Source organism: Kocuria sabuli (assembly GCF_040981185.1).
Classification (GTDB): domain Bacteria; phylum Actinomycetota; class Actinomycetes; order Actinomycetales; family Micrococcaceae; genus Kocuria; species Kocuria sabuli.
In genome coordinates, this window is the sequence record NZ_JAVHZE010000002.1 from 108178 (window position 1) to 132551 (window position 24374).

Annotated in this window: 21 protein-coding genes, 1 tRNA gene and 1 riboswitch; of the genes, 5 read left to right on the forward strand and 17 right to left on the reverse strand. The window is 73.6% G+C overall.

Features of this window, described 5'->3' with window-relative positions:
• Positions 1-185: 185 nt before the first annotated feature.
• A complete protein-coding gene (locus RE027_RS02770; RefSeq protein WP_368806711.1) occupies positions 186-914 on the forward strand; it encodes an HNH endonuclease family protein in 729 nt (242 codons plus the stop codon).
• 138 nt (positions 915-1052) lie between these two features.
• Here the strand turns inward: RE027_RS02770 and RE027_RS02775 are convergent, their stop codons facing one another.
• The 7 genes from RE027_RS02775 to RE027_RS02805 form a co-directional block, all read right to left on the reverse strand.
• Positions 1053-1430: a TIR domain-containing protein gene (locus tag RE027_RS02775; RefSeq protein ID WP_368806712.1), complete on the reverse strand. Its 378-nt coding sequence runs from the start codon at positions 1428-1430 to the stop codon at positions 1053-1055.
• Between the two features lie 252 nt (positions 1431-1682).
• Positions 1683-1755: transfer RNA gene (locus tag RE027_RS02780), tRNA-Asn, on the reverse strand.
• Positions 1756-1834: 79 nt separating this feature from the next.
• The gene (gene dnaG / locus RE027_RS02785) at positions 1835-3709 is read right to left on the reverse strand and encodes a DNA primase (protein ID WP_368806713.1); all 1875 of its coding nucleotides are present in this window, start codon (positions 3707-3709) and stop codon (positions 1835-1837) included.
• Positions 3710-3821: 112 nt separating this feature from the next.
• On the reverse strand, positions 3822-5153 hold the full coding sequence (locus RE027_RS02790; RefSeq protein WP_368806714.1) for a deoxyguanosinetriphosphate triphosphohydrolase: 1332 nt from the start codon (positions 5151-5153) through the stop codon (positions 3822-3824).
• A 31-nt stretch (positions 5154-5184) separates the two neighbouring features.
• Positions 5185-6378 carry a tRNA dihydrouridine synthase DusB gene (gene dusB, locus RE027_RS02795; protein ID WP_368806715.1) on the reverse strand — a complete coding sequence of 398 codons (1194 nt, stop codon included), beginning with the start codon at positions 6376-6378 and terminating at the stop codon, positions 5185-5187.
• An 83-nt stretch (positions 6379-6461) separates the two neighbouring features.
• The gene (locus RE027_RS02800; protein WP_368806716.1) at positions 6462-7442 is read right to left on the reverse strand and encodes a GNAT family N-acetyltransferase; all 981 of its coding nucleotides are present in this window, start codon (positions 7440-7442) and stop codon (positions 6462-6464) included.
• Positions 7442-8824: a glycine--tRNA ligase gene (locus RE027_RS02805; protein ID WP_368806717.1), complete on the reverse strand. Its 1383-nt coding sequence runs from the start codon at positions 8822-8824 to the stop codon at positions 7442-7444. The genes RE027_RS02800 and RE027_RS02805 overlap by 1 nt, the downstream gene beginning before the upstream one ends.
• A 226-nt stretch (positions 8825-9050) precedes the next feature.
• Between RE027_RS02805 and RE027_RS02810 the strand changes: the two genes are divergently transcribed.
• Complete coding sequence (locus tag RE027_RS02810; protein ID WP_368806718.1) at positions 9051-9293, forward strand: RNA-binding S4 domain-containing protein; 243 nt, start codon at positions 9051-9053, stop codon at positions 9291-9293.
• A 10-nt stretch (positions 9294-9303) separates the two neighbouring features.
• Here RE027_RS02810 and RE027_RS02815 read toward each other — a convergent pair whose 3' ends face one another.
• Genes RE027_RS02815 through RE027_RS02825 form a run of 3 tightly spaced genes read right to left on the reverse strand, consistent with a single transcriptional unit; the run spans position 9304 to position 12575 of the window.
• Positions 9304-9963, reverse strand: a complete 660-nt coding sequence (locus tag RE027_RS02815) for an alpha/beta hydrolase (RefSeq protein WP_368806719.1) — start codon at positions 9961-9963, stop codon at positions 9304-9306.
• A 39-nt stretch (positions 9964-10002) separates the two neighbouring features.
• Complete coding sequence (gene metX, locus RE027_RS02820; RefSeq protein ID WP_438612408.1) at positions 10003-11187, reverse strand: homoserine O-acetyltransferase MetX; 1185 nt, start codon at positions 11185-11187, stop codon at positions 10003-10005.
• On the reverse strand, positions 11184-12575 hold the full coding sequence (locus RE027_RS02825) for a bifunctional o-acetylhomoserine/o-acetylserine sulfhydrylase (RefSeq protein WP_368806721.1): 1392 nt from the start codon (positions 12573-12575) through the stop codon (positions 11184-11186). Before RE027_RS02825 ends, metX begins: the two co-directional genes overlap by 4 nt.
• 76 nt (positions 12576-12651) lie before the next feature.
• Positions 12652-12767: riboswitch (SAM riboswitch) on the reverse strand.
• A 140-nt stretch (positions 12768-12907) separates the two neighbouring features.
• Between RE027_RS02825 and RE027_RS02830 the strand changes: the two genes are divergently transcribed.
• Positions 12908-13546, forward strand: coding sequence for a VOC family protein (locus RE027_RS02830; protein ID WP_368806722.1), 639 nt, complete (start codon positions 12908-12910; stop codon positions 13544-13546).
• A 53-nt stretch (positions 13547-13599) separates the two neighbouring features.
• Here the strand turns inward: RE027_RS02830 and RE027_RS02835 are convergent, their stop codons facing one another.
• A complete protein-coding gene (locus RE027_RS02835) occupies positions 13600-14379 on the reverse strand; it encodes a CPBP family intramembrane glutamic endopeptidase (protein ID WP_368806723.1) in 780 nt (259 codons plus the stop codon).
• A gap of 191 nt (positions 14380-14570) precedes the next feature.
• Between RE027_RS02835 and RE027_RS02840 the strand changes: the two genes are divergently transcribed.
• The gene (locus RE027_RS02840; protein ID WP_368806724.1) at positions 14571-16742 is read left to right on the forward strand and encodes a S9 family peptidase; all 2172 of its coding nucleotides are present in this window, start codon (positions 14571-14573) and stop codon (positions 16740-16742) included.
• An 86-nt stretch (positions 16743-16828) separates the two neighbouring features.
• Here RE027_RS02840 and RE027_RS02845 read toward each other — a convergent pair whose 3' ends face one another.
• From RE027_RS02845 to gatC, 4 genes are all read right to left on the reverse strand, one after another.
• Positions 16829-17965: an NAD(P)/FAD-dependent oxidoreductase gene (locus RE027_RS02845; RefSeq protein WP_368806725.1), complete on the reverse strand. Its 1137-nt coding sequence runs from the start codon at positions 17963-17965 to the stop codon at positions 16829-16831.
• 125 nt (positions 17966-18090) lie between these two features.
• Positions 18091-19605 carry an Asp-tRNA(Asn)/Glu-tRNA(Gln) amidotransferase subunit GatB gene (gene gatB, locus RE027_RS02850; protein WP_368806726.1) on the reverse strand — a complete coding sequence of 505 codons (1515 nt, stop codon included), beginning with the start codon at positions 19603-19605 and terminating at the stop codon, positions 18091-18093.
• The gene (gene gatA / locus RE027_RS02855; RefSeq protein ID WP_368806727.1) at positions 19605-21242 is read right to left on the reverse strand and encodes an Asp-tRNA(Asn)/Glu-tRNA(Gln) amidotransferase subunit GatA; all 1638 of its coding nucleotides are present in this window, start codon (positions 21240-21242) and stop codon (positions 19605-19607) included. The genes gatB and gatA overlap by 1 nt, the downstream gene beginning before the upstream one ends.
• 4 nt (positions 21243-21246) lie before the next feature.
• On the reverse strand, positions 21247-21543 hold the full coding sequence (gene gatC, locus RE027_RS02860) for an Asp-tRNA(Asn)/Glu-tRNA(Gln) amidotransferase subunit GatC (protein WP_368806728.1): 297 nt from the start codon (positions 21541-21543) through the stop codon (positions 21247-21249).
• A 135-nt stretch (positions 21544-21678) separates the two neighbouring features.
• Between gatC and RE027_RS02865 the strand changes: the two genes are divergently transcribed.
• Positions 21679-22230 carry a hypothetical protein gene (locus tag RE027_RS02865; protein WP_368806729.1) on the forward strand — a complete coding sequence of 184 codons (552 nt, stop codon included), beginning with the start codon at positions 21679-21681 and terminating at the stop codon, positions 22228-22230.
• Between the two features lie 112 nt (positions 22231-22342).
• On the opposite strand, the gene RE027_RS02870 is transcribed toward RE027_RS02865, so the two are convergent.
• Both RE027_RS02870 and RE027_RS02875 read right to left on the reverse strand, forming a co-directional pair.
• Positions 22343-23074 carry a transglycosylase family protein gene (locus RE027_RS02870; RefSeq protein ID WP_368806730.1) on the reverse strand — a complete coding sequence of 244 codons (732 nt, stop codon included), beginning with the start codon at positions 23072-23074 and terminating at the stop codon, positions 22343-22345.
• A 458-nt stretch (positions 23075-23532) separates the two neighbouring features.
• Complete coding sequence (locus RE027_RS02875) at positions 23533-24372, reverse strand: inositol monophosphatase family protein (protein WP_368806943.1); 840 nt, start codon at positions 24370-24372, stop codon at positions 23533-23535.
• Positions 24373-24374 lie beyond the last annotated feature (2 nt).

Consider the following 24374-nt stretch of genomic DNA (forward strand, 5'->3'; position numbering starts at 1 on the left):
GGACGACCCCCACGGCAGGTCCCGACCGCTCGCCCGGTGGAGGCCACAGCTCGCCCGCGGGGAAGGCGTCCCCACAACTGCTGACGTGCCGGCGCGACGCCGCTCCGGCCGAGTTTGCAATCGTAATGTCAGAATGAGGGTGCGCCCCCGCAGGCGCCTCGTCCCCCTGATTCTGGAGTCTCCTCATGCTCTTGGGTCTGTTCTCGCGCGTCCGCCCCACGTCCTCCTCGCCCGCTCCTGCCGCTGCCGCTGCCGGCGCAGGATGCCGCACCACAGCCGCGGCCGCGGTCGTGGCGGGTCTGCTCCTCACCGCTGGCGTGGCCCCGGCCGAGGCGGCGACCACCTACAGCGCCCCGCTGCGCAGTGCGGTGAAGTCCCTGCCGGTGGCCGCGGAGAACAACGCCGGCTACGACCGGGACCAGCAGTTCGGGGTCTGGAAGGACGCCGACCGGGACTGCCAGAACACCCGGGCCGAAGTCCTCCTGCAGGAGACCAGAGCGACGGCGACCTACACCACGGCCGGGCGCTGCACCGTCAAGGGCGGCAAGTGGGCGACCAGCTGGGACGGGCGCACCCACACCTCGGCGACGACCGTGCAGATCGACCACACGGTCCCGGTCCACGAGGCCTGGGGCTCCGGCGCCCGGAGCTGGACCCAGGCGAAGCGGGTGGCCTTCTACAACGACCTCGGCGACCGGCGGTCGCTCAACGCCCAGACCTCGGCGCTGAACTCCTCCAAGGGCGCCCGGGGCCCGGAGGACTGGCTGCCGGCGAAGAACCGCTGCGGCTACGTCGGGGAGTGGGTGGCGGTGAAGGTCCGCTGGGGCCTGAAGGTCGACAGCAGGGAGAAGTCCGCGCTGACCCGCCTGGCCGCCTCCTGCCCCGACGTGGCCCTGACGGTGAAGAGGGCCTAGCGGCGGGACGGGCGGCGGGGCGGGTGCTGCTTCGGCCCGCGCCCCGAGCGGCCCCCTCGGAATCCGGGGCCGGTGCTTCCTCCGGGGCTGCACCAGGTGCCGACAGCGCCCACACGGTGGGCTCCGGCGGCCACCGGGTCAGAGGCGGTCGATGAAGTTCCCGATGTTCTCCCAGGTCCAGGACTCGCAGCGCGCCGGTCCCATCTCGGCCGGCTTGCTCCGGTGCCCGGTCTCCACCCACAGGCCCAGCAACGGCTTGCCCTCGGCCACCGCGCACCGGATCTGCCACCGTGCCGCGGACGAGGCCGATGTACCGCCGCCGATCAGCGCGACCACCCCGTCGCAACCGCGGATCCGCTCCTGCACGTCCTTCTTCCACTCCTGCGGACAGGCCTCGTCCCCGGGCGCGTCCAGGAACCGGGCCTGGTCCCCCGCCCGGGCCCACTGGGCGGTGAACAGGTCCCGGAACAACTCGTCCTGCTCCGCGAAGGCCAGAAATACCGTCTTCGGCGCCATTGCCGTCAACTCCCTACGAATAAACCGTGCGTGCTGATGGAAGGGACCCTATGCCCTGGAACGGCCCGGGAGCAGGGCCGGAGCAACACGCCTTAATGAACGGGCCCAGGCTGCACGACGACCGCCGCCCCCAGCCCTGCGAGAGTTACGGCGGCGCGGAGGTCGAGAACCCCGCACGCAGGGCTCCAGGACCGCCGGGGACACGGAAAAGGCCCCCGTCCGCGTTTCCGCTGACGAAGGCCTTCCGGAGTGCTCCCCCGACTGGACTCGAACCAGTAACCCTTCGATTAACAGTCGAATGCTCTGCCAATTGAGCTACGGGGGACCGTGCACGCACGCGTGCAACGAGCCATCACTTTACCGCTCCGGGCGGGCTTCGACAAATCCGGCGCGCACCGCGCCGGTCAGTCCTGGCGCAGGCTGCGCCGCTGCGCGTCCAGCTCCAGCAGCTCCCGGTGCAGTTGACGGTAGCGCTCCGGATCGGCGTTGATGTCCATGCGCTGCATCTCCGCCATGCGGTCCGAACGACGGCGGTCGATCTGCAGTTCGAACAGATGGATCAGGATGCCGGTCACGTAGCCTTCGAGCTGCTTCTGGTTGGCCGCCGGCAGGGGGGCCACGGCGAGCTCGGCCAGGTACCCGTGCAGCGGCTCCGGCAGGCCCCGGCGGATCGCGTCGACCCACGGTTGACCGACGGCCGGCCCGGAGCCGGGTCCGGTGTCCGTGCGGGCGGTGAACACGGCATCACGCACTTCGGCATGGACCGGGTAGCGGAAGGTGTACGTCCCGAACTGTCTCCAGTGCTCCTCGCCCAGGAGGTCCGGGCACTGGATGACCACTTCCAGCGCCTCGCGCTCCATCCGGGCCACGGGCTCGCGCGGATCGGGCAGCTCGGCCGTGGGCGGGCGGGCGGACTCGGGCTCCGGGCGCTGGGGATCCGGCCGCTCCTCCCGGGGTGCGCGGCCCGCGGCGTCGACCGCGCGCTGGACCTCGGCGGGGTCCAGGCCCAGCCAGCCCGCGAGCTGGCGGGCGTAGGCGGGGCGCAGGGACCGGTCCCGGATCCGGGCCACGATGGGCGCGCACGCCCGCATGGCCCGGATCCGTCCCTCGATGGTGTCGAGGTCGTAGTTCTTCAGGGTGGCCCGGAGGGCGAACTCGAACAGGGGCCGGCGGTTCTCCACGAGCTGGGCCACGGCGGCGTCGCCGCGGGCCAGCCGGAGGTCGCACGGGTCCATCCCGTGCGGCTCGACCGCCACGTAGGTCTGCGCCACGAACTTCTGGTCCTCCTCGAACGCGCGCAGGGCGGCCTTCTGCCCGGCCGCGTCGCCGTCGAAGGTGAAGACCACCTCTCCCCCGCCCCCGTCGTCGGAGAGGAACCGGCGGACGATCTTGATGTGCTCGGGGCCGAACGCGGTGCCGCACGTCGCGACCGCGGTGGTCACCCCGGCCAGGTGGCACGCCATGACGTCCGTGTAGCCCTCGACGACGACGAGCCGGCGCTGCTTGGCGATCTCCCGCTTGGCGAGGTCGATCCCGTAGAGCACCTGGGACTTCTTGTACAGCGCCGTCTCGGGGGTGTTGAGGTACTTGGGCCCGGGGTCGTCGTCGAAGAGCTTACGGGCGCCGAAGCCGATGACCTCTCCGGCGACCGCGCGGATGGGCCAGACCAGCCGTCCCCGGAACCGGTCGTAGAGCCCCCGGTTGCCCTCGGAGAACATCCCGGTGAGCTTGAGCTCCTGGTCGGTGAAGCCGCGGTCGCGCAGGTGCTTGAGCAGGTGGTCCCAGCCGCGCGGGGCGTAGCCCACCCCGTAGCGCTTGGCCGCCTCGCCGTCGAAGCCCCGCTCCCCCAGGAACTGCTGCGCGGGGCCGGCCTGGCGGGTGTAGAGGTGGCGCTGGAAGAACTCGGCCGCGACCTTGTGCGCGTCCAGCAGCCGCTGGCGGCGCCCCACCTCCTCCTTCTTCGGCCCCGAGCCCTGCTCGTAGTGCAGCTCGTAGCCCACGCGGGCGGCGAGCTTCTCGACGGTCTCCGAGAAGGTGGTGTGGTCGATGTTCATGAGGAACGCGATGGCGTCCCCGGACTCGTCGCAGCCGAAGCAGTGGTAGGTGCCCATCTGGGGCCGGACGTGGAAGGACGGCGTCCGCTCGTCGTGGAACGGGCACAGGCCCTTCCAGGAGCCGATGCCGGCGCTCTTGAGGGTCACGTAGCCGTCGACGATCTCCTTGATGTCCGTGCGCGACCGTACCTCGTCGATGTCCTCGCGTCTGATCAGTCCTGCCACACGGACAGTCTAGGCGGGGCGCCGGACGCCCACGGGCCGGCTCCCCGGACGCCCCGCCGGGACGACCCCGCTCACGTCCGAGGTACGGGACGGGGTGTGCGGAGCACCGCACTCACCAGAGCGGCTTGTCCCCCACGCGCCAGTGGGTGCCGCGGATCCGGTCGTGCAGGGCCACGGCGGAGAGGTCGGTGAGGGAGGCGATCTGGTCCACGACGAGGCGCAGCCGGGCCGTCTCCGTCCCCGGTCCCTCGCCCAGCTCGTGCCAGTCGGCCGAGAAGGCGGGCGAGAGGAAGCGGCCGTCGGACTCCATGAGCGCGCCGACGAGGATGGAGAGCACCTCCTGCTGGTTGTCGTAGATCGGCTGGGCGTCGCGCACCGTGATGACGTAGGTGGTGGCGACACCCTTGAGCACGGCGATCTCCACCGCCGTGTCCTCCGGGACGACGAGCTGGGCGTCGTAGCGGGTCAGCGGGTCCTCGCCGTAGATGTCCCGGGTGGCGCCCACCGCGGACATCGCGAAGCGCCCGATGAGCTGGCTCGTCATGTTCTTCAGCCGCGCCAGGTCCTTGCGCGAGCCGTCCATCTCCCGCACCCACAGGGAGGAGTCCTCGAGGCGGGTGAGGGCCGCGTCGAGGCTCGCGGGGCTCGCCCCGGGCAGGTACCACCGGCGGGTCAGCTCGAGCACCTTGTCCCGCTGGGTGGTGTCGGCCAGCCAGCCCAGCTGCACGAGCCCGGAGGCGATCGCGTCCTCGACGTCGTGGACCGAGTAGGAGATGTCGTCGGCGAGGTCCATCACCTGGGCCTCGAGGCACTTCGTGCGCGCGGGCGCGCCCTCGCGCAACCACTCGAAGACGGGCAGGTCGTCCGTGTACACCCCGAACTTCGGCGAGCGGGTCCCGTCCGGGCGCAGCGGCGCCTCGTGGGCCTGCCACGGATACTTGCACACGGCGTCCAGGACGGCGCGGGTGAGGTTCAGCCCCGCGGGCGCCCCGGAGTCGTCGAGCACCTTCGGCTCGAGCCGGGTGAGCAACCGCAGGGTCTGCGCGTTGCCCTCGAAGCCGCCGATGTCCCGGGTCAGCCGGTGCAGTGCGGACTCCCCGTTGTGCCCGAACGGCGGGTGCCCGAGGTCGTGGGAGAGGCAGGCGGCGTCGACGACGTCGGGGTCGCAGCCGAGCATCCGGCCCAGCTCCCGGCCGATCTGGGCGACCTCCAGCGAGTGGGTCAGGCGGTTGCGCACGAAGTCGTCGGTGTCCGGGGAGACCACCTGCGTCTTGGCCGCCAGGCGCCGCAGCCCCGAGGAGTGCAGGATCCGGGCGCGGTCCCGCTCGAAGTCGGAGCGGTACTTGTTGTGATGGTCCTCGGCCACCCAGCGCGCCACGTCGCGGGCCTCGTAGCCCGGTGCGGGCGAGCCGGTGCGGTCGATCTCGATGGACGTGTGGGGCATGCGCGGTCCTCTCATGTCGGGGAAGGGCGGCTCAGCCGCCGGAGACGTCGAGCTCCGCCGCGACCAGGCCCAGCCGCTCGGCGTCGCCGAGCTCGCGGGAGTCGAGCCAGCCGTGCGGCAGCTGCGCCCGCTTCGGCGAGCCGGCCCGGCCGCGCGGGCCCTCGACGGCGTCCCCGGGGTAGCCCTGGTCGAGGTCGAGCTCGGCCAGCAGCTCCCGCAGGGTGGCGAGGTCGGGCACCTGGGCCAGCCGGGCGCGCAGGGCCCCGCCCACGGGGTAGCCCTTGAAGTACCAGGCGACGTGCTTGCGGATCTCCCGCAGGCCCTTGGCCTCGTCGCCGAAGGTCTCGACGAGCAGCTCGGCGTGGCGGTGGATCGTGCGGGCGACGTCGGCCACCCCGGGCCGGAAGCGGTCGGGGCGGCCCTCGAAGGCGGCCTGCAGGTCCCCGAAGAGCCAGGGGCGGCCTTGGCAGCCGCGGCCGATGACCACGCCGTCCACGCCGGTCTGCTCGACCATGCGCACGGCGTCCTCGGCGCTCCAGATGTCCCCGTTGCCGAGCACGGGCACGTCCGGCAGGGCCTCCCGCAGCTGGGCGATGGCGTCCCAGTCCGCGGTCCCGGAGTAGTGCTGCTCGAGGGTGCGCCCGTGCAGGGACACGGCGGCGACGCCGTGGTCCCGGGCGATCCGGCCGGCCTCGAGGTGGGTCAGGTGGTCGTCGTCGATGCCCTTGCGCATCTTGATCGTCACGGGGACGTCGCCGCGGGAAGCCTCCTCGACGGCGGTGCGCACGATCGCGGTGAACAGGTCCGTCTTCCAGGGCAGCGCGGAGCCGCCGCCGCGCTTGGTGACCTTGGGCACGGGGCAGCCGAAGTTGAGGTCGATGTGGTCGGCCCGGTCCTCCTCCACGACCATGCGCACGGCCCGGCCCACGTGGACGGCGTCCACCCCGTAGATCTGGATGGAGCGCGGGGTCTCGTCCGGGTCGTGGTCGATGATCCGCATGGACTCGGGACGGCGTTCCACGAGGGCGCGGGCGGTGACCATCTCCGTGACGTAGAGCCCGCCTCCGTACTCCCGGCACAGCCGGCGGAACGCCTTGTTGGTCACCCCGGCCATGGGGGCCAGCACCACGGGGACGTCGATCGTGAGATTGCCCAGCTGCAGCGGCGGCAGGTCGAGCCTGGCGGGCGCGGACCCGGGTCGGGTGTCGGTCGGTCGCGTGTGCATCACCGGGGAATTCTCTCACGGACGGCGCACGGGACGGGCCCCGTCACCCTCCGGTCCCGGGGCCCGTCCCGTGCGCCGAGAGCTCACGAGGCGGGCGGCTCCGCGAGGACCACGGCGGTCTCCACCACCGCGGCCACGCCGGCGGCGAGGAGGTTCTCGACGACGGCGGTCAGCGGCTCCATGGACCCGTCCACCTGGAACTGCACCGGGTGGTGGTGGGCCAGCAGGGCCAGCAGCTGCTCGAGCGCGGGGCCCGCCGCGGCGTCCCCCGGTGCCCAGCCGAGCACGACGTGCGCCGGGGCGTCCTGCGTGCCCTCCTCCGGGGCGGGGGCTCCGCCGGGGGCGGCGTCGAGCTCGACCGGGCGGTAGCTGACGGCGAAGGCGGAGAGCCTGCCCCGCTCCCCCGCCGCCACGCCGTTGCGCAGGACCACGGCCCCGAACGCGTGGGCGGCCTCGGAGAGGAACAGCTGGTTGACCCGCCCGATCGGCAGCTCGGCCGGCTCGTCCCAGGCGTGCACGGAGCGGTAGAACTCCCACAGCGCCCGGGTGAGCTCCACGGAGCCGGTGGCCAGGTCCTCGACGGCCTGCGCCGGCGTGCCGTCCGGGTGCTCGCGCAGCGGCTGCAGCGGCAGCGCCCCGGCCTCGACGCGGACCACGGTCGAGACCTGGACGGGCGCGAGGCCGGCGGCGCGGGCGAACCGCTCCCCGGCCGAGCCGGGCGCCGCCTTCGTGCGCAGCGCCTGCACGCCCGAGGGCGAGCCGGCGGCCTCGGTGCGCAGCCGCTCCAGCAGGGTGCGCCCGATCCCCTCGCCGCGGCGGTCGGGGGCGACCTCGACGTAGGCCCAGAGCCGCAGCGGGTGCAGCGACGACTCGTAGACGGTGCCGGCGGCCACCGGCACCCCGGCGTCCTCCGCGACCACGGTGCGCGACCACGGTGCGTCGGCGTCCGGGCGGAGCACGGCGCGGAACGCGGCGGCCTGCGGGCCCTCCGGGTCCGGCCACACCTCCAGCAGCCGCAGGTCGTCGCCGTCCCGCCAGGGTCGGAGCGTGAGCGAGGCCTGCATCAGCGGACGAGCTTCCCGGCGAGGTAGGACTTCACCTGGTCGAGGGCCACGCGCTCCTGGGTCATGGCGTCCCGTTCGCGGATGGTCACGGCCTGGTCCTCGAGGGTGTCGAAGTCCACGGTGATGCAGTACGGGGTGCCGATCTCGTCCTGCCGGCGATAGCGGCGTCCGATCGCCCCGGAGTCGTCGAAGTCGATGTTCCAGTTCCGGCGCAGCTCGGCGGCCAGGTCCCGAGCCTTGGGCGAGAGGTCCTCGTTGCGGGACAGCGGCAGCACCGCGGCCTTGACGGGAGCCAGGCGCGGGTCCAGCTTCAGGACGGTGCGCTTGTCCACCCCGCCCTTCGAGTTGGGCGCCTCGTCCTCGGTGTAGGCGTCCACGAGGAAGGCCATCATCGAGCGGGTCAGGCCGAAGGAGGGCTCGATCACGTAGGGCAGGTAGCGCTCGTTGGTCTGCTGGTCGAAGTAGTTGAGGTCGGCGTTGGAGTGCTCGTTGTGCACGCCGAGGTCGTAGTCGGTGCGGTTGGCCACGCCCATCAGCTCGCCCCACGGGTTGCCCTGGAAGCCGAACCGGTACTCGATGTCGATCGTCCCCGCCGAGTAGTGCGCACGGTCGTCCTCGGGGACGTCGTAGCGGCGCATGTGGTCGGGGTCGATGCCGAGGTCGGTGAACCAGTTCCAGCACGCCTCGACCCACTCGTCGAACCAGCGCCCGGCCTCGTCGGGGTGGGTGAAGTACTCGATCTCCATCTGCTCGAACTCGCGGGTCCGGAAGATGAAGTTGCCGGGGGTGATCTCGTTGCGGAAGGCCTTGCCGATCTGGCCGATGCCGAACGGCGGCTTCTTTCGCGCGGCGGTGACCACGTTGTTGAAGTTCACGAAGATGCCCTGCGCGGTCTCGGGCCGGAGATAGTGCAGGCCCTCCTCGTTGTCGACCGGGCCCAGGAAGGTCTTCAGCAGGCCGGAGAACTGCTGCGGCTCGGTCCACTGGCCCTTGGTGCCGCAGTTGGGGCAGGGGATCTCGGCCATGCCGTTCTCGGGGGCGCGGCCCTTCTTCTCCTCGAAGGCCTCGACCAGGTGGTCCTGGCGGGCGCGCTTGTGGCAGGAGGTGCACTCCACGAGCGGGTCCGTGAAGGTGGCCACGTGCCCGGAGGCCTCCCACACGGGCTTGGGGAGGATGATCGAGGAGTCGAGGCCCACCATGTCCTCGCGCCCGCGCACGAAGGTCTGCCACCACTCGTGCTTGATGTTCTCCTTGAGCTCGGCGCCGAGGGGCCCGTAGTCCCAGGCCGAGCGGGAGCCGCCGTAGATCTCACCCGCCTGGAACACGAAACCGCGGCGCTTGGCCAGCGAGATGACGTTGTCCAACGTGGATTTGGGGGCCATGGGGTTCACTCCAGGTTCTCGCCCGACCGCCGGCTGCGGACGCGCGTGGTGGGTTGCGTGGCCCGGCGGGTCGGCGCCGGGGCTGCGGCCGTCGTCGGCCGTCATGAACGAGGACGCCGCGGGCGGCGTCCTCGCCCCAGGGTAGCCAATTCCCGGGGGAACCGCCGACCGCCCGCCCCGGGCGGGGTGCTGACCGGCGGACTCCGGGACCTGGGACAATGGGGGCATGACGACCTCCCCGCAGCCCGCGCGCACCGACGACCTGCCCATCCGCGACGACATGATCCGGCTCGGCCAGGCGCTCAAGCTGGCCAACCTCGCCGAGGACGGCGCCCACGCCCGCGCCCTCGTGGAGGACGGCCAGGTGTCGGTCAACGGGGAGGTCGAGACGCGGCGCGGCCGCCAGCTGCACCCGGGCGACGTCGTCTCGGCGGGGGGCGCCTCCGTCCGGATCACCGCCGGGGGCTGAGCGGCCGGGGTCACTCCCCCAGCACGACGTGCGTGAGGTACTCCCCCACGTGCCGGAGCTCCTGGGGGCTGATCCCGTGGCCCACCCCGGTGTACTGCACCTTCATGACGTCGGCGTGCCCGAGCATCCACTCGGCCGTGGCGTCGACGAGGTGCGGCGGGATGACCGGGTCCTGCGGGTCGCGGCCCCAGAACATCCGCAGGGGCTGCTCGCGCAGCCGGTCGTCGGCGAACGACGGGTGCTCGCCCGGCACCACGAACCCGGACAGGCCCACCACCGCGGCGATCTCCCCGGGCAGGCGGCGGGCCAGCGAGGTAGCCATCGCCATGCCCTGCGAGAAGCCCAGCAGCGTGATGCTGGGGTGCTCCGCGGCGCGCTCGCGCAACCACCCGGCCACCGGCTCGACGGCCTCGGCGACGCGCTCGGCCGAGAAGCTGAGGTCGCCCGCGAGCGGGAACCACTGGTAGCCCAGCTGGACGGGCTGGGGCGCGCGCAGGGAGGCCACGCTGAACTCCCCCGGCAGCTCCGGGACGAGGCCCATGAGGTCGTGCTCGTGGGAGCCGTAGCCGTGCAGCAGCACGAGCAGCGGGGTGCCGGGACGGGCGTCGGCCTCGTTGCTCCAGACGGCGTGGGGGGCGGCGGTTCCGGTCGGGGCGGGGGCGTCGGTCATGGCACCAGTGTGCCACCCGGGACCGGGCGGACCGGGCCCTCAGGGCCGGGCCAGCACCGTCTCGACCAGCAGCTTCCCGATCTGCGGCGTCTCGATGAGGAAACCGTCGTGCCCGGACGGGGACGAGAGGGTGTGCCGCCGGACGTCCCCCGGCAGGGCGGCGGCCAGGACGTCGGACTCCCGCGGCAGGTAGAGCCGGTCGGAGTCCACCGCGGCCACGAGCCAGTCGCACGAGGTCGTCGAGAGGGCCTCCTCGAGCGTGCCGCGGCCGCGGCAGACGTCGTGGGACATGAGCGTCTCGTTGACCGCGAGGTAGCTGTTCGCGTCGAAGCGCCCCGCGAGCTTGGACGCCTGGTGGTCGAGGTAGCTCTCCACCTGGTAGCGCCCGCGTCCGCCGGGGTGCGTGTCGATCACGCGCTCGTCGGCCTGCGGGGTGCGCCCGAACCGGTGGTGCAGCTCGTCGGCGGAGCGGTAGGTGATGTGGGCGATCCGCCGCGCCAGGCCCAGCCCCGCCACGGGGAACGGACCGTCGTAGTAGTCCCCGCCCCGGAAGTCGGGGTCCTGGCGGATCGCGAGGTTCTGCGCCTGGCCCCAGGCCAGCTGCTCGGCGCTGGACTGGGCGCAGGCGGCCACCACCGCGCAGGACCGGACCCGGTCGGGGTGGCTCACGGCCCACTCCAGGGCGCGCGCCCCGCCCATGGACCCGCCGATGACGAGGCGCCACGAGGCGATGCCGAGGGCGTCGGCCAGCGCGGCCTCGGCGTGCACGGAGTCGCGCACGGTGACCAGGGGGAAGCGGGATCCCCAGGGACGGCGCTCGGGGTCCACCGAGGCCGGGGCGGGGGTGGCCGGCCCGGTGGTGCCGTAGCAGCCGCCCACGATGTTGGCGCAGACCACGAAGTACCGGTCCGTGTCGATGGCGGCGCCGGGGCCGACCAGGCCGTCCCACCAGCCGCCGCTCTCGGCGGCGCGCCGCTCCGCCTCGGAGGCGCCGGGGCGGGCCCGGCCGGCGGCGACGTGGGTGTCCCCGGTGAGGGCGTGCTCCACGAGCACCGCGTTGGAGCCGTCCGGGGCGAGCACGCCCCAGGTCTCGTAGGCGATCCGGACCTCCGGCAGCCGGAAGCCGGACTCGAGTTCCAGCGTCCCGATCCCGGCGTGCCGCGGCACGCCGTCCTCGCGCACGCCCGGACCGGCGTCGGCGCCCCGCACGACCGTCACGCTCACTCCTTCCCTCCGGGCACGGCCGCTGCCGCGGCGAAGCCCTGCTCCAGGTCCGCCAGGATGTCCCTGACGTTCTCGAGGCCCACGGACAGGCGCACGAACCCGGGCTCCACGCCCGACGCGAGCTGCTCCTCCGGCAGGAGCTGGCTGTGCGTGGTGGACGCGGGGTGGATCACGAGCGAGCGGACGTCGCCGATGTTCGCGACGTTCGAGTGCAGCGTCAGGGCGTCCACGAAGGCCGCACCGGCCTCCCGCCCGCCCTCGAGCACGAACCCGAGGACGGAGCCCGCGCCGCGGGGCGCGTACTTGCGCGCCCGGTCGTGCCAGGGCGAGGACTCCAGTCCCGCCCAGCTCACCGTGCGCACGTCCTCGCGGGCCTCGAGCCAGCGGGCCACCTCCCCGGCGTTGGCCACGTGGCGCTCCATGCGCAGGGACAGCGTCTCGATGCCCTGCGCGATGAGGAACGCGTTGAAGGGGGAGATCGCCGAGCCGAGATCGCGCAGCAGCTGCACCCGGGCCTTGAGGATGTACGACAGGTTGACCCCGAACGCGCCCTCCGCGCCGAGCGCCTGGGCGTAGACCAGACCGCCGTAGGACTCGTCGGGCTGGTTGAAGCCGGGGAAGCGCTCCGGGTACCGGCCGAAGTCGAAGGCGCCGGAGTCCACGATCACGCCGCCGAGCGCGGTGCCGTGCCCGCCCAGGAACTTGGTGGCCGAGTGCACCACGATGTCCGCGCCCCACCGGAAGGGCTGGACGAGGTACGGGGTCGCCACCGTGTTGTCCACGATGAGCGGCACCTCGTGCTCGTGGGCGATCCCGGAGACCGTCTCGATGTCGAGGACGTCGTTGCGCGGGTTCGGGATGGTCTCGGCGTAGAAGGCCTTGGTGTTGGGCCGCACGGCGCGCCGCCAGGCCTCGGGGTCGTCCGGGTCCGCCACGAAGGTGCTCTCGATGCCGAGCTTGGCGAGGGTGAACTTGAACAGGTTGTAGGACCCGCCGTACAGGCTGGGACTGACCACGACATGGTCCCCCGCCCCCGCGAGGTTCAGGACCGCGAAGGTCGTGGCCGACTGCCCGGCACTGAGCAGCAGGGCGCCCACCCCGCCCTCCAGCGCGGCGATGCGGTTCTCCACGACCTCCGTGGTCGGGTTGCCGATCCGGGTGTAGATGGGACCGAGCTCCGCGAGCGCGAAGCGGTCCGCGGCGGCCTGTGCGTCCGGGAAGACGAAGGACGTGGTCTGGTGGATCGGCAGGGCGCGGGAGCCGGTGACCGGGTCGGGGCGCTGGCCCGCGTGGATCTGCTGGGTCTCGAAGGACCAGCCCCCCGGGTTCTCGGGGGTGGGCAGCTCGGCCGCGGGGGCGTCGGTGGGGGAAGCGGGGGACTCGGACATGCCGGGACTCCTTGCGGGTGTCAGGGGTCCGGTGTCCGACCGTGGTGGTGCTGCCGTGCGACGGCCGGGCACCGAGGACCCGCGCTTGCTCGCTCGCCGGTCGCGAGGAGCCCGGTCTTCACCCAGGGCACCCCACCGCGGTGGAGGGTTGCCGGCCAGCTAGCTGGGGCTTGGACGCTGGCGCTCATGACCTGGGCAACATTGTCCGGATTCCGGCGACGCGGCGTCAAGCCGGGCCCGGCGAGTCCCCCGGACACGGTCTGTGCGCGGCGGGCTCCGGCACGGCGCGGACCGATTTGGAGACGAAACTCACACGGTGCCACGATGAGCCCATGAGAGTCGACCACGTGTCCTACGCCTGCCGCCCGGAGGGCCTGGCAGCCACCACCGAGGGCATCGCCGACCAGCTCGGGATCGAGCCGGTCAAGGGCGGGGTGCACCCCCGTTTCGGTACCCGCAACATGATCCTGCCCCTCACCAACCACCAGTACGTGGAGGTCGTCGAGGTCCTCGAGCACCCCGCCGCGGAGAAGGCGCCGTTCGGCCAGGCCGTGCGTGCCCGCTCCCGGGCCGGCGGCGGCTGGATGGGCTGGGTCGTCGAGGTCGACGACCTCGCTCCGTTCGAGGACCGTCTCGGCCGCCGGGCCGTGCCCGGCCACCGGGTGTTCCCGGACGGCCGGTGCCTGGAGTGGCACCAGATCGGCGTCAAGGGTCTGATGGCGGACCCCCAGCTGCCGTTCATGGTGCACTTCGACTCGGGCCCGGAGATGCACCCCTCCCAGGCGCGGCTCACCGACGTGGGTCTGGCGGGGATGTGCATCGCCGGTGCGCCCGAGCGGGTCACCGAGTGGCTGGGTGCGCCCGTGGAGACCGCGCTCGACCAGCTGAGCGTGGACTGGCGCTACCCCGCGGGCACCCCCGGCCTGCTCTCCGTCTCCTTCGCGACCCCCGACGGCCTCGTCACCATCTGAGCCGGAGCACGGGCTGCACCGCGGGCCGGGGCGGGTGCGCCCCGGCCCGCGCCTCAGCCGAGCAGCCAGGCGGTGCCCAGGAAGCCCACGGCGTCGAGCAGGAAGTGCGCGACGACCAGGGGCATCACCCGCCCGGTGCGCCGGTAGAGCTCGGCGAACACGAGGCCCATCACCACGTTGCCGAGGAAGGGACCGATCCCCTGGTAGAGGTGGTAGCTGCCGCGGAACACGGCCGTGACCGCCAGCACCACCGGCCAGCGCCAGCCGATCCGGGTGAGCCGGTCGGTGAGGAACGCGACCACCACCACCTCCTCCACGAGGGCGTGGCGCAGCGCGGAGAGCAGGAGCACCGGCACCGTCCACCAGTGCTCGGCCAGCCCCGACGTCGTCACCTCGGCGGTGAGGCCCAGGGCGCGGCCGGCCGTGTAGAGGGCGAGCGTCCCGAGACCCATGATCAGGAACAGCACCGCGCCCAGCCCGAGGTCCGGGAGCGGCATCCGGGCGTCGAGCCCGATCCGCCGCCGCGCGATGCCCAGGGCGCCCGCGGACCCGGCGAGCAGGTAGAGCGCGAGCAGCACCGGCACCAGGTCCAGCCCGATGCCCGTGAGCTGGCGCAGCAGGTCGAACAGCGGCTGGAGGCTCAGCGGCGGGTTCATGGTCGTCCGCGCCTCGGAGAGCGGTCCGCGGGCGAGCTGCTCCGCGAGGGAGAGCACCGCGTAGAGCGCCGAGGCGCCCAGCGAGACCCCGAGCACCAGGAGCACCTGCACCCACAGGTCGGCGCGGGTGGAGCCGAAGGCCGGAGGGCGCGGGGCGAGGTGCGAGGGGGTGCTCATGCGGACATTCTGGCACCGGCGGGGCCGGGCCCCGGGCCGGGAGCGCACGCACCGGTGCTGCTCGAGTCCGGGGGGCGACCGCCGGCCGCGGCGCCCCCGGGGGCGAGGTCGCCGGGCCGGTCGAGGCGCTCCGCGCCGGGCGGCACGTCGCGTCCGCCGGGGGCCGGCCCGTCTTCCCTAGGATGGGAGTCATGACAGCCCTTCCCCCGCAGATCAGCCGCCAGCCCGTGGAGCGCGCCTTCCACGGCCACGTGTTCCCCGACCCCTACGAGTGGATGCGGGCCAAGGAGTCCCCCGAGGTGCTCGCCCACCTGGCGGCGGAGAACGAGTACGCGGAGGCCAGCACGGCGCACCTGGCGGGACTGCGGGAGTCGATCTTCGGGGAGATCAGGAACCGCACCCAGGAGACCGACCTGTCGGTGCCGAACCGGCGCGGCGACTGGTGGTACTTCTCCCGCACGGTGGAGGGTGGCGCGCACCAGGTGTTCTGCCGGGTCGCGGCGGCCACCACCGGCGACGTCCTCGCGGACTGGACCCCGCCCGTCGTCGAGCCCGGGCTCCCCATGGCCGGGGAGCAGGTGCTCCTCGACGCCAACGCGGAGTCCGCGAAGCACGAGTTCTACTCGCTCGGGGGCTTCGACGTCTCCGAGGACGGGGAGCTGCTGGCCTGGTCCGAGGACGTCACCGGCGACGAGCGGTTCACGCTGCGCGTGCGCGACCTCACCACCGGGGCGCTGCTCGCCGACGAGATCCCCGACACCTTCTACGGGTCCTTCCTCACCCCCGACGCCCGCGCGGTCTACTACACCGTGGTGGACGAGTCCTGGCGGCCCCACCAGCTGCGCCGGCACGTGCTGGGCACCCCCGTGGCCGAGGACGTCGTGGTCCACGAGGAGACCGACCCCGGACTGTGGCTGGGCGCCGGGCTCTCCGCGGACCGGCGCTGGATCGTGGTGGAGGCCATGTGCTCCGAGTACTCCGAGCAGCTGATCCAGCCGGTGGCGGAGCCCGGGGCGCCGCTGCGGGTCGTGCTGCCGCGCACCGACCGGGTGCTCTACGAGGCCGAGCCGGTCCTGCTGGACGGGCGGGAGCAGATCCTGCTGACCCACGACCACGAGGCCCCCAACTCCCGGATCTCCCTCATGGACCCGGCCGACCTCGGCCGTCCGGTCGCGGAGGTGGCGCTGCGCGACGTCGTCCCGGCCTCGGACACCGTCCGGGTCCACGGCTGCGCCGTCACGGCCACCCACCTGGTGGTCTCCGTCCGGGCGGAGACCACGCTGCGGGTCCGCCTGCTCCCCCTGGCCGGCCTCGGCACGCCGGCCCAGGCGGCAGCGGTGGAACCGGCGTTCGCCGAGGAGCTCTACACCGCCGGCGTGGCCGCCGCGGAGCACGACGCCCCGGTGGTCCGGCTGTCCTACACGTCCTTCACCACGCCCCCGCGCGTCTACGACCTCTTCGCCGCCGGCGCCACCGGGGACGACGACGCCCTGCCCGCCGACCCCGTGCTGCGGCGCGAGGCCACCGTGCTCGGCGGCTACGACCCCGCCGACTACACGGTGGAGCGGGACTGGGCGAGCGCCGCGGACGGCACCCGGATCCCCGTCTCCCTGGTCCGCCGGGCGGACCTGGACCCCGCGGTCCCGGCGCCGGTGCTGCAGTACGCCTACGGCTCCTACGAGCACAGCACCGACCCGTCCTTCTCGGTCGCCCGGCTGTCCCTGCTCGACCGCGGGGTGGTCTGGGCGGTCGCCCACGTCCGCGGCGGAGGCGAGCTGGGCCGGGCCTGGTACGAGCACGGCAAGAAGCTGCACAAGGCCAACACCTTCACCGACTACGTCGCGGTGACCGAGCACCTCGCCGCCCGGCCGGACGTCGACGGGGAGCGCATCGTGGTGATGGGCGGCTCCGCGGGTGGGCTGCTCGTGGGCGCGGTGCTCAACCTGGCCCCCGAGAGGTACTGCGGCGCGCTGGCCGCGGTGCCGTTCGTGGACCCGCTGACCTCCATCCTCGACCCGTCGCTGCCGCTCACGGCCCTGGAGTGGGAGGAGTGGGGCAACCCCATCGAGGACGACCGGGTCTACCGGTACATGCGCGACTACTCCCCCTACGAGAACGTGCGCCCCCTGCCCTATCCCCCGGTCCTGGCGGTGACCAGCCTCCACGACACCCGGGTGCTCTACGTGGAGCCGGCCAAGTGGGTGGCCGCCCTGCGGGAGGCCACGACCTCCGGGCACCCGGTGCTGCTGCGCTGCGAGATGGCCGGGGGCCACGGCGGGGCGTCCGGGCGGTACGCGCAGTGGAAGGACACGGCGTGGGAGTACGCCTGGGTGCTCGACCGGATGGGCCTCGCCGGGGCCTGACCGCACCGCCGGTGGGCGGGCTGCCGGCGGACGGGCTGCGGGCGACCGGGCACCGGGTCACGGGCACCCGGCACCCGGCACCCGGCTCAGGGAAGCGGCGGCACCGGGTGCCCGGGCCCGCGGCGGAAGCGGCCCGGGTCCAGCGCCTCGGCGGTGTCCCGGGAGCACCACGGGCCCACGGTCCCGTCGAGCAGCAGGTCCGCGGCCGCCCGGGCCATGGCGGTGCTCGTCTGGAAGCCGTAGCCGGACTGGCCGGCGAGCCACAGCAGTCCCGGCACGTCCGGGTCCGGCCCGCACACCGGCACGCCGTCCGGGGCCTCGGTGCGCAGCCCGGTCCAGGCCCGCTCGATCCCCGTGGCGCCCAGGGACGTCACGGCGTTGAGCCGCGCCACGAGGTCCTCGACGTCCTCGAGCACGGGCTGCGCGTCGCAGGGCTCGCTCGGCACGGCCTCGGACGGGGAGACCAGCGCGCCGTCCCCGGCCCGCCGGTAGTACCAGCCGGCGGCGACGACCATGGGGTGGTCCGGGGCCAGGGGCCTGGCGAGGCGCACGAGGGCCGCGGTGCGCCGCAGCGGGCGCAGGCCGAGCGGGGCGGCGCCGAACCGGCCCGCGACCTCGTCCGCCCAGGCGCCCGCGGCGACGACCACGTGGCGGGCCCGGATCCGCTGTCCGCCGGCGGTGGCGCCCCAGCCCTCGGCGTCGGGCTCCGCCGCGGTCACCGGCGCCCCGGTGAGGATCCGCGCCCCGGCCGCCGTGGCGCGGTCCCGGTGCCAGGCCACGAGGGCGGCGGCGTCGGTGCGCACGGACGTGGCGTCGAGCAGCCCGCCCGCGACCGCCTCCGGCGGGGAGCAGGCCAGCTCGGGGCACAGCTCCGCGAGGGCGGCGCGGGAGAGCCCCTGCAGGCCTGGGACGGCCTCGGCGCGCAGCTCCGCCCCGGTGCCCACGAGCACCATGCGGCTGGGCCACGCCAGCGGCCGCGGCGGCACCGGCCGGGGGTCCAGCAGCCCGGCGACGGTCACCGCGGTGAGCTCCCGCACCGGCTCGGGGCCGTAGCTGGGGATGAGCTGCTCGGCCGAGCGCCCGGAGGTGTGGTGGGCCAGGGCGGGCTCGGTCTCCGCGAGCACGATCCCGGCCCCGCTCCCCCGCCGGTCGGCCAGCTCGGAGGCCAGGGAGAGTCCGGCGATGCCGCCGCCGATGATGAGCACGTCGTGCACGGGGTCCATGCCCCCATGCTCGCACGGCCGCTGCCGGCGGGAACGGCGCTCCCGGCGCCGGGACGCCGAGGGGCCGCGGCCCGGCGGATCCCTGCACGGTCTCCGTCGGCCCGCGGCCCCCCGGGGCGGGCGGGTCAGCCCTGCACGCCGAGCTTCTCCAGGATGAGCTCCCGCACCCGTGCGGCGTCGGCCTGGCCGCGGGTGGCCTTCATGACCGGCCCGATCAGCGCGCCCACGGCCTGCACCTTGCCGGTCCGGACCTTCGCCACGACGTCGGGCATCTGGGCCATGGCGTCGTCGATCGCCGCAGTGAGCACGCCGTCGTCGGAGACGACGGCCAGGCCGCGCTGCTCCACGACCTCGGCCGGGGAGCCCTCGCCCTCGAGGACGTGGGCGAGGACCTTCTTGGCCAGCTTGTCGTTGATCTTGCCCGCGCCGATGAGCCCGTCGAGCTCGACGACGTGCTGCGGCGTGACGCCGAGCTCCGCGATCTCGACCTCCCGCTGGTTGGCCAGGCGGGCGATCTCGCCCATCCACCACTTGCGGGCCGCGGACGGGGCCGCCCCGGCGGCGACGGTCTGCTCGATCTCGTCGAGGACCCCCGCGTTGACGACGTCGCGGAACTCCTCGTCGGAGAACCCCCACGCCGCCTGGAGCCGCTTGCGGCGCTCGGCCGGGGGCTCCGGCAGCTCCGCCCGCAGCCGCTCGATCCACTCGTCGTCCGTCACGACCGGCACGAGGTCCGGCTCGGGGAAGTAGCGGTAGTCGTCGGCGTCGGACTTCGGGCGCCCGCTCGTGGTGGAGCGGGTGTCCTCGTGCCAGTGGCGGGTCTCCTGCACGATCGTCCCGCCGGAGTCGAGCACGGCCGCGTGGCGCTGGATCTCGAAGCGCACGGCCCGCTCCACCGCGCGCAGCGAGTTCACGTTCTTCGTCTCGGAGCGGGTGCCGTACGTGGTCGCGCCCTTGGGCATGAGGGACACGTTGGCGTCGCAGCGGACGTTGCCGCGCTCCATCCTCGCGTCCGAGATGCCGAGGTTCTTGACGATCTCGCGGATGACGGCCACGTAGGCGCGGGCCAGCTCCGGGGCGCGCGAACCCGCGCCCTCGATCGGCTTGGTCACGATCTCGATGAGCGGCACCCCGGCGCGGTTGTAGTCCACCAGGGAGAAGTCGGCGCCCTGGATGCGTCCGGCCGCCCCGCCCATGTGGGTGAGCTTGCCGGCGTCCTCCTCCATGTGGGCGCGCTCGATCTCCACGGTGAACACGGTCCCGTCCTCCAGCTCCACGTCGACGGAGCCGTTCTCGGCGATCGGCTCGTCGTACTGGGAGGTCTGGAAGTTCTTCGGGGTGTCCGGGTAGAAGTAGTTCTTCCGGGCGAAGTGGGACACCGGGCGGATCTCGCAGCCCAGGGCCAGGCCGAGCTTGATCGCCGACTCCACGGCCACCCGGTTGACCACGGGCAGCACCCCCGGCAGCCCCAGGGAGACGGGGGTGACGTTGGTGTTCGGCTCGTCCCCGAAGACGTTCGGGGCGGCGTCGAACATCTTGGTCCGCGTGTTGAGCTCCACGTGGACCTCGAACCCGAGGACGGGGTCGAACTTCTCCATGGCCTCGTCGAAGGACAGGACCTCTTCGGTGGACTGGGTCATCAGCGGGCTCCTCCCCGGACGGATGCGGACAGGGCGGACGCGGCGGGCAGCTGCCGGACCAGCTCGGCGGTGTCCGGCAGGTCCTTCCAGAGGGGCCCGCCCCAGCGGTCGGCGAGCAGGGCCTCGAGGCCGGCGCCGGCGCGGTAGAGCCGGGCGTCCTCGCGGGCAGGGGCCATGAACTGGATGCCCACGGGCAGCCCGTCCTCGGGGGCGAGGCCGCCGGGCACGGAGATCGCGGGCACCCCGGCCAGGTTGACGGGGATGGTCGCGATGTCGTTGAGGTACATCTGCATCGGGTCCGCGGACTCGTCCACGGCGCCGCGCTCGAAGGCCGTGGTCGGGGAGGTCGGGGAGACCAGCACGTCCACCTGCTCGAAGGCGGCGGCGAAGTCGCGCTGCACCAGGGTGCGGACCTTCTGCGCCGAGCCGTAGTAGGCGTCGTAGTAGCCGGCGGACAGGGCGTAGGTGCCCAGGATGATGCGGCGCTTGACCTCCCCGCCGAAGCCCGCGGCCCGCGTCGCGCCCATCACGCGCTCGATGGTCAGCGGCCCGTCCTCGGGCAGCACGCGGTGGCCGAAGCGCACGCCGTCGTACTTGGCGAGATTCGAGGACACCTCCGAGGACATGATCAGGTAGTAGGCGCCCAGGGCGTAGCGGAAGTTCGGGGTGGAGACCGGCACGATCTCGGCGCCCGCGGAGCGCAGGAGCTCCACGGCCTCGTCGAAGCGCTGCTGGACCCCGGGCTGGAAGCCCTCGCCCGTGAGCTCCTCGACCACGCCGACGCGCAGGCCCTCGAGCCCGCCCTCGGCAGCGCCGGCCCGGGCCTGGGCCACGAGGCCGCCGACCGGGTCGGGCAGCGAGGTGGAGTCCTGCGGGTCGTGCCCGCCCACCACCTCGTGCAGCAGCGCGGCGTCGAGCACCGTGCGCGCGACCGGGCCCACCTGGTCGAGGGACGACGCCATGGCGATCACGCCGTAGCGCGAGACCCCGCCGTAGGTCGGCTTCACGCCGACCGAGCCGGTCAGGGCCGCGGGCTGGCGGATGGAACCGCCGGTGTCCGTGCCCAGGGCCAGGGGCGCCTGGAACGCGGTGACGGCCGCCGCGGATCCGCCGCCGGAGCCGCCGGGGATCCGGGCGAGGTCCCACGGGTTGCCGGTGTCGCCGAACGCGGAGTGCTCGTTGGAGGAGCCCATCGCGAACTCGTCGAGGTTCGTCTTGCCCAGCATCGGCATCCGGGCGGCGCGCAGCCGGCGGGTCACGGTGGCGTCGTAGGGGCTCATCCAGCCCTCGAGCATCCGCGAGGCGGCGGTGGTGGGCTGGCCCTTGGTGACGATGAGGTCCTTGACCGCCACCGGCACGCCGGCCAGCTCGGGCAGCTCCTCGCCGCGGGCGCGGGCCGCGTCCACCTCGGCGGCCACGGAGAGGGCCTCCTCGGCGTTGACGTGCAGGAAGGCGTTGAGCCCGGCCTTGCCGCGGCTGCGGTCGGACGGGTCGACGGGGGCGCCGTCGGTGTCCTGGATGCGGTCCAGGTGGGCCTGGACGACCTCCGCGGAGCTGACCTCTCCGGCGGCGAGCTGCCGGGCGAGCTCGGCGGCCGAGAGGCCGACGACGCCCTGGGGGGTACCGGTGTTCGTCATGCGGCTACCCCTCGTCCAGGATCGCGGGCACCTTGAACTTGCCCTCGGCGGCGTCGGGGGCGTTCCGGAGCGACTCCTCGGCGGTGAGGGTGTCGCCCACGACGTCGTCCCGGAAGACGTTGTGCAGCGGGATCGGGTGGCTCGTGGCCGGGACGTCCGGGCCGGCGGCCTCGCTGACGGACGCGACCGAGTCGACGACGAGGTCGAGCTCCGTCGCCATGGACCGCAGCTCCTCCTCGGTCATCTCGATGTGCGCGAGCTTCGCCAGGTGGGCGACCTGCTCGCGGGTGATCGCAGACATGCGCACTCCTGCTCGTGGTCGGGGTGGTTTCCGGTCCAGTCTAGCCGCGCGGGCTCGCCCCTCCGCGCGCGCGGAGGCCCTCCGCGGGGGCATACCCTGGAGGCACGCCCACCCACCACACAGGAGCACCCGGACATGGCCAAGAGCACCCCCGCCCGCACGAAGAAGGCCCGCGGGGCCAAGAAGGAGCGCACCGACGGTGCCCGGTCCGGGAGGACCACGCGCGCGACGTCGGCGGCGGACGCCGCCAACGCGTGGCGCCAGCGGGTCAGCAAGGACGCCGCCGCGACGATCGACACGATCATGGCCCACGTGCAGGCCGTGGCCGAGCAGCAGCTGGCCCAGCACGGGGCGTTCCCCGCGTTCCTCGTGACCGCCCGCAAGGACGGCGAGTTCGAGCTCGACGCCCTGTCCGCGGATCAGGCGGAGGAGCTCGCCCCCGAAGCCGCCCTGGAGGCCCTGCGGGAGAAGGCCGCGCAGCTGCGGGACGAGATCCTGTGCGCGGGGGTCGCCTTCCCGGTCACCCTGCCGGACCGCTCCGGGCAGACCGCGGTGGCCGTGGAGGCCCAGCACCGGGAGGGCGAGGCCCTGCTGGTCGTCCAGCCGTACCGGGTCAGGGGCGCGGAGCGCTCCGTGAGCTTCGGCGACGCGACGGTGGAGCCCGCCGAGCGGTGGCTGTGGCTCTGAGCGTGCCGCCCCGGCACCCGGCCGGGCACGACGAAGGGCCCCTCCGTGGCGGAGGGGCCCTTCGTCGTGCTGGTGCGCGGTCGCGGCCGCGCGGTGCCGGTCCTGGAGCGGATCAGGCGGGGATGTTCAGCACCTGACCGGGGAAGATCAGGTTCGGGTCGGCGATGCTGCCGGCGTTGGCGGCGGCCAGGGCCTCCCAGCCACCCTCGATGCCCAGCTTCGCGGCGATGACCGAGAGGGTGTCGCCGGCGACCACGGTGTAGGACTCGCCGGCCACGGAGGCCGGGGCCACGGAGACGGCCGGGGCGACGTAGTCGACCACGGGGGCCGGGGCGGCGACGGGCGCCGGAGCAGCGGCGGGGGCGACGGCCGGGGCCGGGGCGGCCACGGGGGCCGGAGCGGCCTTGACCGGGGCCGGCGCGGCCTCGACCGGGGCCTGGACGGACTGCGGGGTCACGGCGGAGGCGGAGCCCATCGGGTTGGCGGAGGGGGCGGCGGAGCCGCTCAGACCCAGCTTGGCCGAGCAGGCGGGCCACGCGCCCCAGCCCTGGCCGTCGAGAACGTTCTCGGCCACGGCGATCTGCTGCTCGCGGGAGGCGTCCTGCGGGGCGCCCTGGCCGCCGAAGGCGGCCCAGGTCGACGGGGTGAACTGCAGGCCACCGGAGAAGCCGTTGCCCGTGCTGGTGTTCCAGTTGCCACCGGACTCGCACTCGGCGAGCTGGTCCCAGGTGGAGCCCGGGGCGGCGTTGGCCGGGAGGGCCATGGCGCCCACGGCGGTTCCGCCGAGGAGAAGGGCGGCGGCACCGCGGCGGACGTTGCGACGAACAGCGGAGGTGTTGGTCATGATGCTCCCTTGGGCCACCTGCGCTCGTTTCCGTCCCCGGATGTCTTCGCGCCGTCGTCTACCCGTCAAGGTGTGGTCGGGTAAGTGCTTACAGGTGGCTGCCCTTCAGACGACGTGCGGTGTTACGGCAGCACCTAGCATGAGTTCGTGGCGCGCCGGAGATCGGACTCCAGGCACACCGGATCCCCGGAGGGAATCCTCGGGGAAGCTGTTTATCACGGTAGCGTAACGATTTCCGTTGCGCTACCCCTTTGCAACCGGGGTGAGGTATAACACTTCCGGTCTGCGTGGGGTTGCCGGCCCGTGACGGACGCCGGCGAGAGGAGCACGTGCTCCCGAAGCGGAGGGCGGACCCTCGGGAAGAACGCTTCTTCGGTCACGCTATGGCAACGGTTTTGTCTCGGTCAAGTCACGAGAGCCATCTCACACGGGGCGGGCCGGCGTCCGCCGCACCCGTCTCAGCCCGGAATGCCCCGTTCACGTGCGGTGATCCAGGCCGCGAGACGGTCCGCGACCGGCACCTCGCCGTCGGCCGGGGAGGGGAGGCGGGGTCGTTCGACGAGCGCTCCGGCCTCCTCGGCGATGAGCGCGCCGGCGGCCCAGTCGTGCTCGTGCAGGCCCTGCTCGCCGTATCCGTCGAGGGTCCCGTCGGCCACCATGCACAGGTCGAGCGCGGCCGAACCCAGACGCCGCATGTCCGTGTACTGCCGCATTGTGCTCAAGAAAGTATGGAACTCGCGTTCGCGCCGGTCGGCGTCGTAGGGGAAACCGGTCCCGTAGACCCGTCCCCGCCGGTCCGGCTCGGGGCCGGCCAGGCGCCGGGTGGCCCCGTCCGCCTCCAGCCACGCCCCGGCGCCCCGCACCGCGTAGTAGGTCCGGCGCAGGGCCGGGGCGTTGACCACGCCCACCAGCCAGTTGCCCTGGGCGTCGGCGGCGGCCACGGACGTGCAGTAGTAGACGATGCCGCGGATGAAGTTGGTCGTGCCGTCGAGGGGGTCCACCGACCAGCGGATCCCGGACGGCTGCTCCGGGCGGTGCGTGCCCGACTCCTCGCCCGTCACCGTGTCGTCCGGACGCCGGTCCAGGACGGTGCGCAGCACGGCCTGCTCGGCGGCGACGTCGAAGCGGGTCACCCAGTCCCCCGCCTCCGACTTGCCGGTCACGCCGAGCCGGTCGGCATCCCGGCCGCGCAGGACCTCGGCGCCGGCCTCGGCGGCCGCCAGTGCCAGCTCCAGCAGCTCCTCGAGCTCCCCGCCGGTGGGGCCCAGGCCCTCCAGTACGTCGTCGTGGCGTCCCATGC

Coding starts and splice junctions, on each gene's coding strand:
- RE027_RS02875 (WP_368806943.1), bottom strand. CDS start 24,372: ATGGGACGCCACGACGACGTACTGGAGGGCCTGGGCCCCACCGGCGGG.
- RE027_RS02825 (WP_368806721.1), bottom strand. CDS start 12,575: ATGTCCGAGTCCCCCGCTTCCCCCACCGACGCCCCCGCGGCCGAGCTG.
- RE027_RS02810 (WP_368806718.1), top strand. CDS start 9,051: ATGACGACCTCCCCGCAGCCCGCGCGCACCGACGACCTGCCCATCCGC.
- RE027_RS02865 (WP_368806729.1), top strand. CDS start 21,679: ATGGCCAAGAGCACCCCCGCCCGCACGAAGAAGGCCCGCGGGGCCAAG.
- RE027_RS02775 (WP_368806712.1), bottom strand. CDS start 1,430: ATGGCGCCGAAGACGGTATTTCTGGCCTTCGCGGAGCAGGACGAGTTG.
- RE027_RS02845 (WP_368806725.1), bottom strand. CDS start 17,965: ATGGACCCCGTGCACGACGTGCTCATCATCGGCGGCGGCATCGCCGGA.
- RE027_RS02870 (WP_368806730.1), bottom strand. CDS start 23,074: ATGACCAACACCTCCGCTGTTCGTCGCAACGTCCGCCGCGGTGCCGCC.
- RE027_RS02835 (WP_368806723.1), bottom strand. CDS start 14,379: ATGAGCACCCCCTCGCACCTCGCCCCGCGCCCTCCGGCCTTCGGCTCC.
- gatB (WP_368806726.1), bottom strand. CDS start 19,605: ATGACCCAGTCCACCGAAGAGGTCCTGTCCTTCGACGAGGCCATGGAG.
- gatC (WP_368806728.1), bottom strand. CDS start 21,543: ATGTCTGCGATCACCCGCGAGCAGGTCGCCCACCTGGCGAAGCTCGCG.
- RE027_RS02800 (WP_368806716.1), bottom strand. CDS start 7,442: ATGCAGGCCTCGCTCACGCTCCGACCCTGGCGGGACGGCGACGACCTG.
- RE027_RS02840 (WP_368806724.1), top strand. CDS start 14,571: ATGACAGCCCTTCCCCCGCAGATCAGCCGCCAGCCCGTGGAGCGCGCC.
- RE027_RS02805 (WP_368806717.1), bottom strand. CDS start 8,824: ATGGCCCCCAAATCCACGTTGGACAACGTCATCTCGCTGGCCAAGCGC.
- gatA (WP_368806727.1), bottom strand. CDS start 21,242: ATGACGAACACCGGTACCCCCCAGGGCGTCGTCGGCCTCTCGGCCGCC.
- RE027_RS02815 (WP_368806719.1), bottom strand. CDS start 9,963: ATGACCGACGCCCCCGCCCCGACCGGAACCGCCGCCCCCCACGCCGTC.
- RE027_RS02790 (WP_368806714.1), bottom strand. CDS start 5,153: ATGCCCCACACGTCCATCGAGATCGACCGCACCGGCTCGCCCGCACCG.
- RE027_RS02830 (WP_368806722.1), top strand. CDS start 12,908: ATGAGAGTCGACCACGTGTCCTACGCCTGCCGCCCGGAGGGCCTGGCA.
- RE027_RS02770 (WP_368806711.1), top strand. CDS start 186: ATGCTCTTGGGTCTGTTCTCGCGCGTCCGCCCCACGTCCTCCTCGCCC.
- dusB (WP_368806715.1), bottom strand. CDS start 6,378: ATGCACACGCGACCGACCGACACCCGACCCGGGTCCGCGCCCGCCAGG.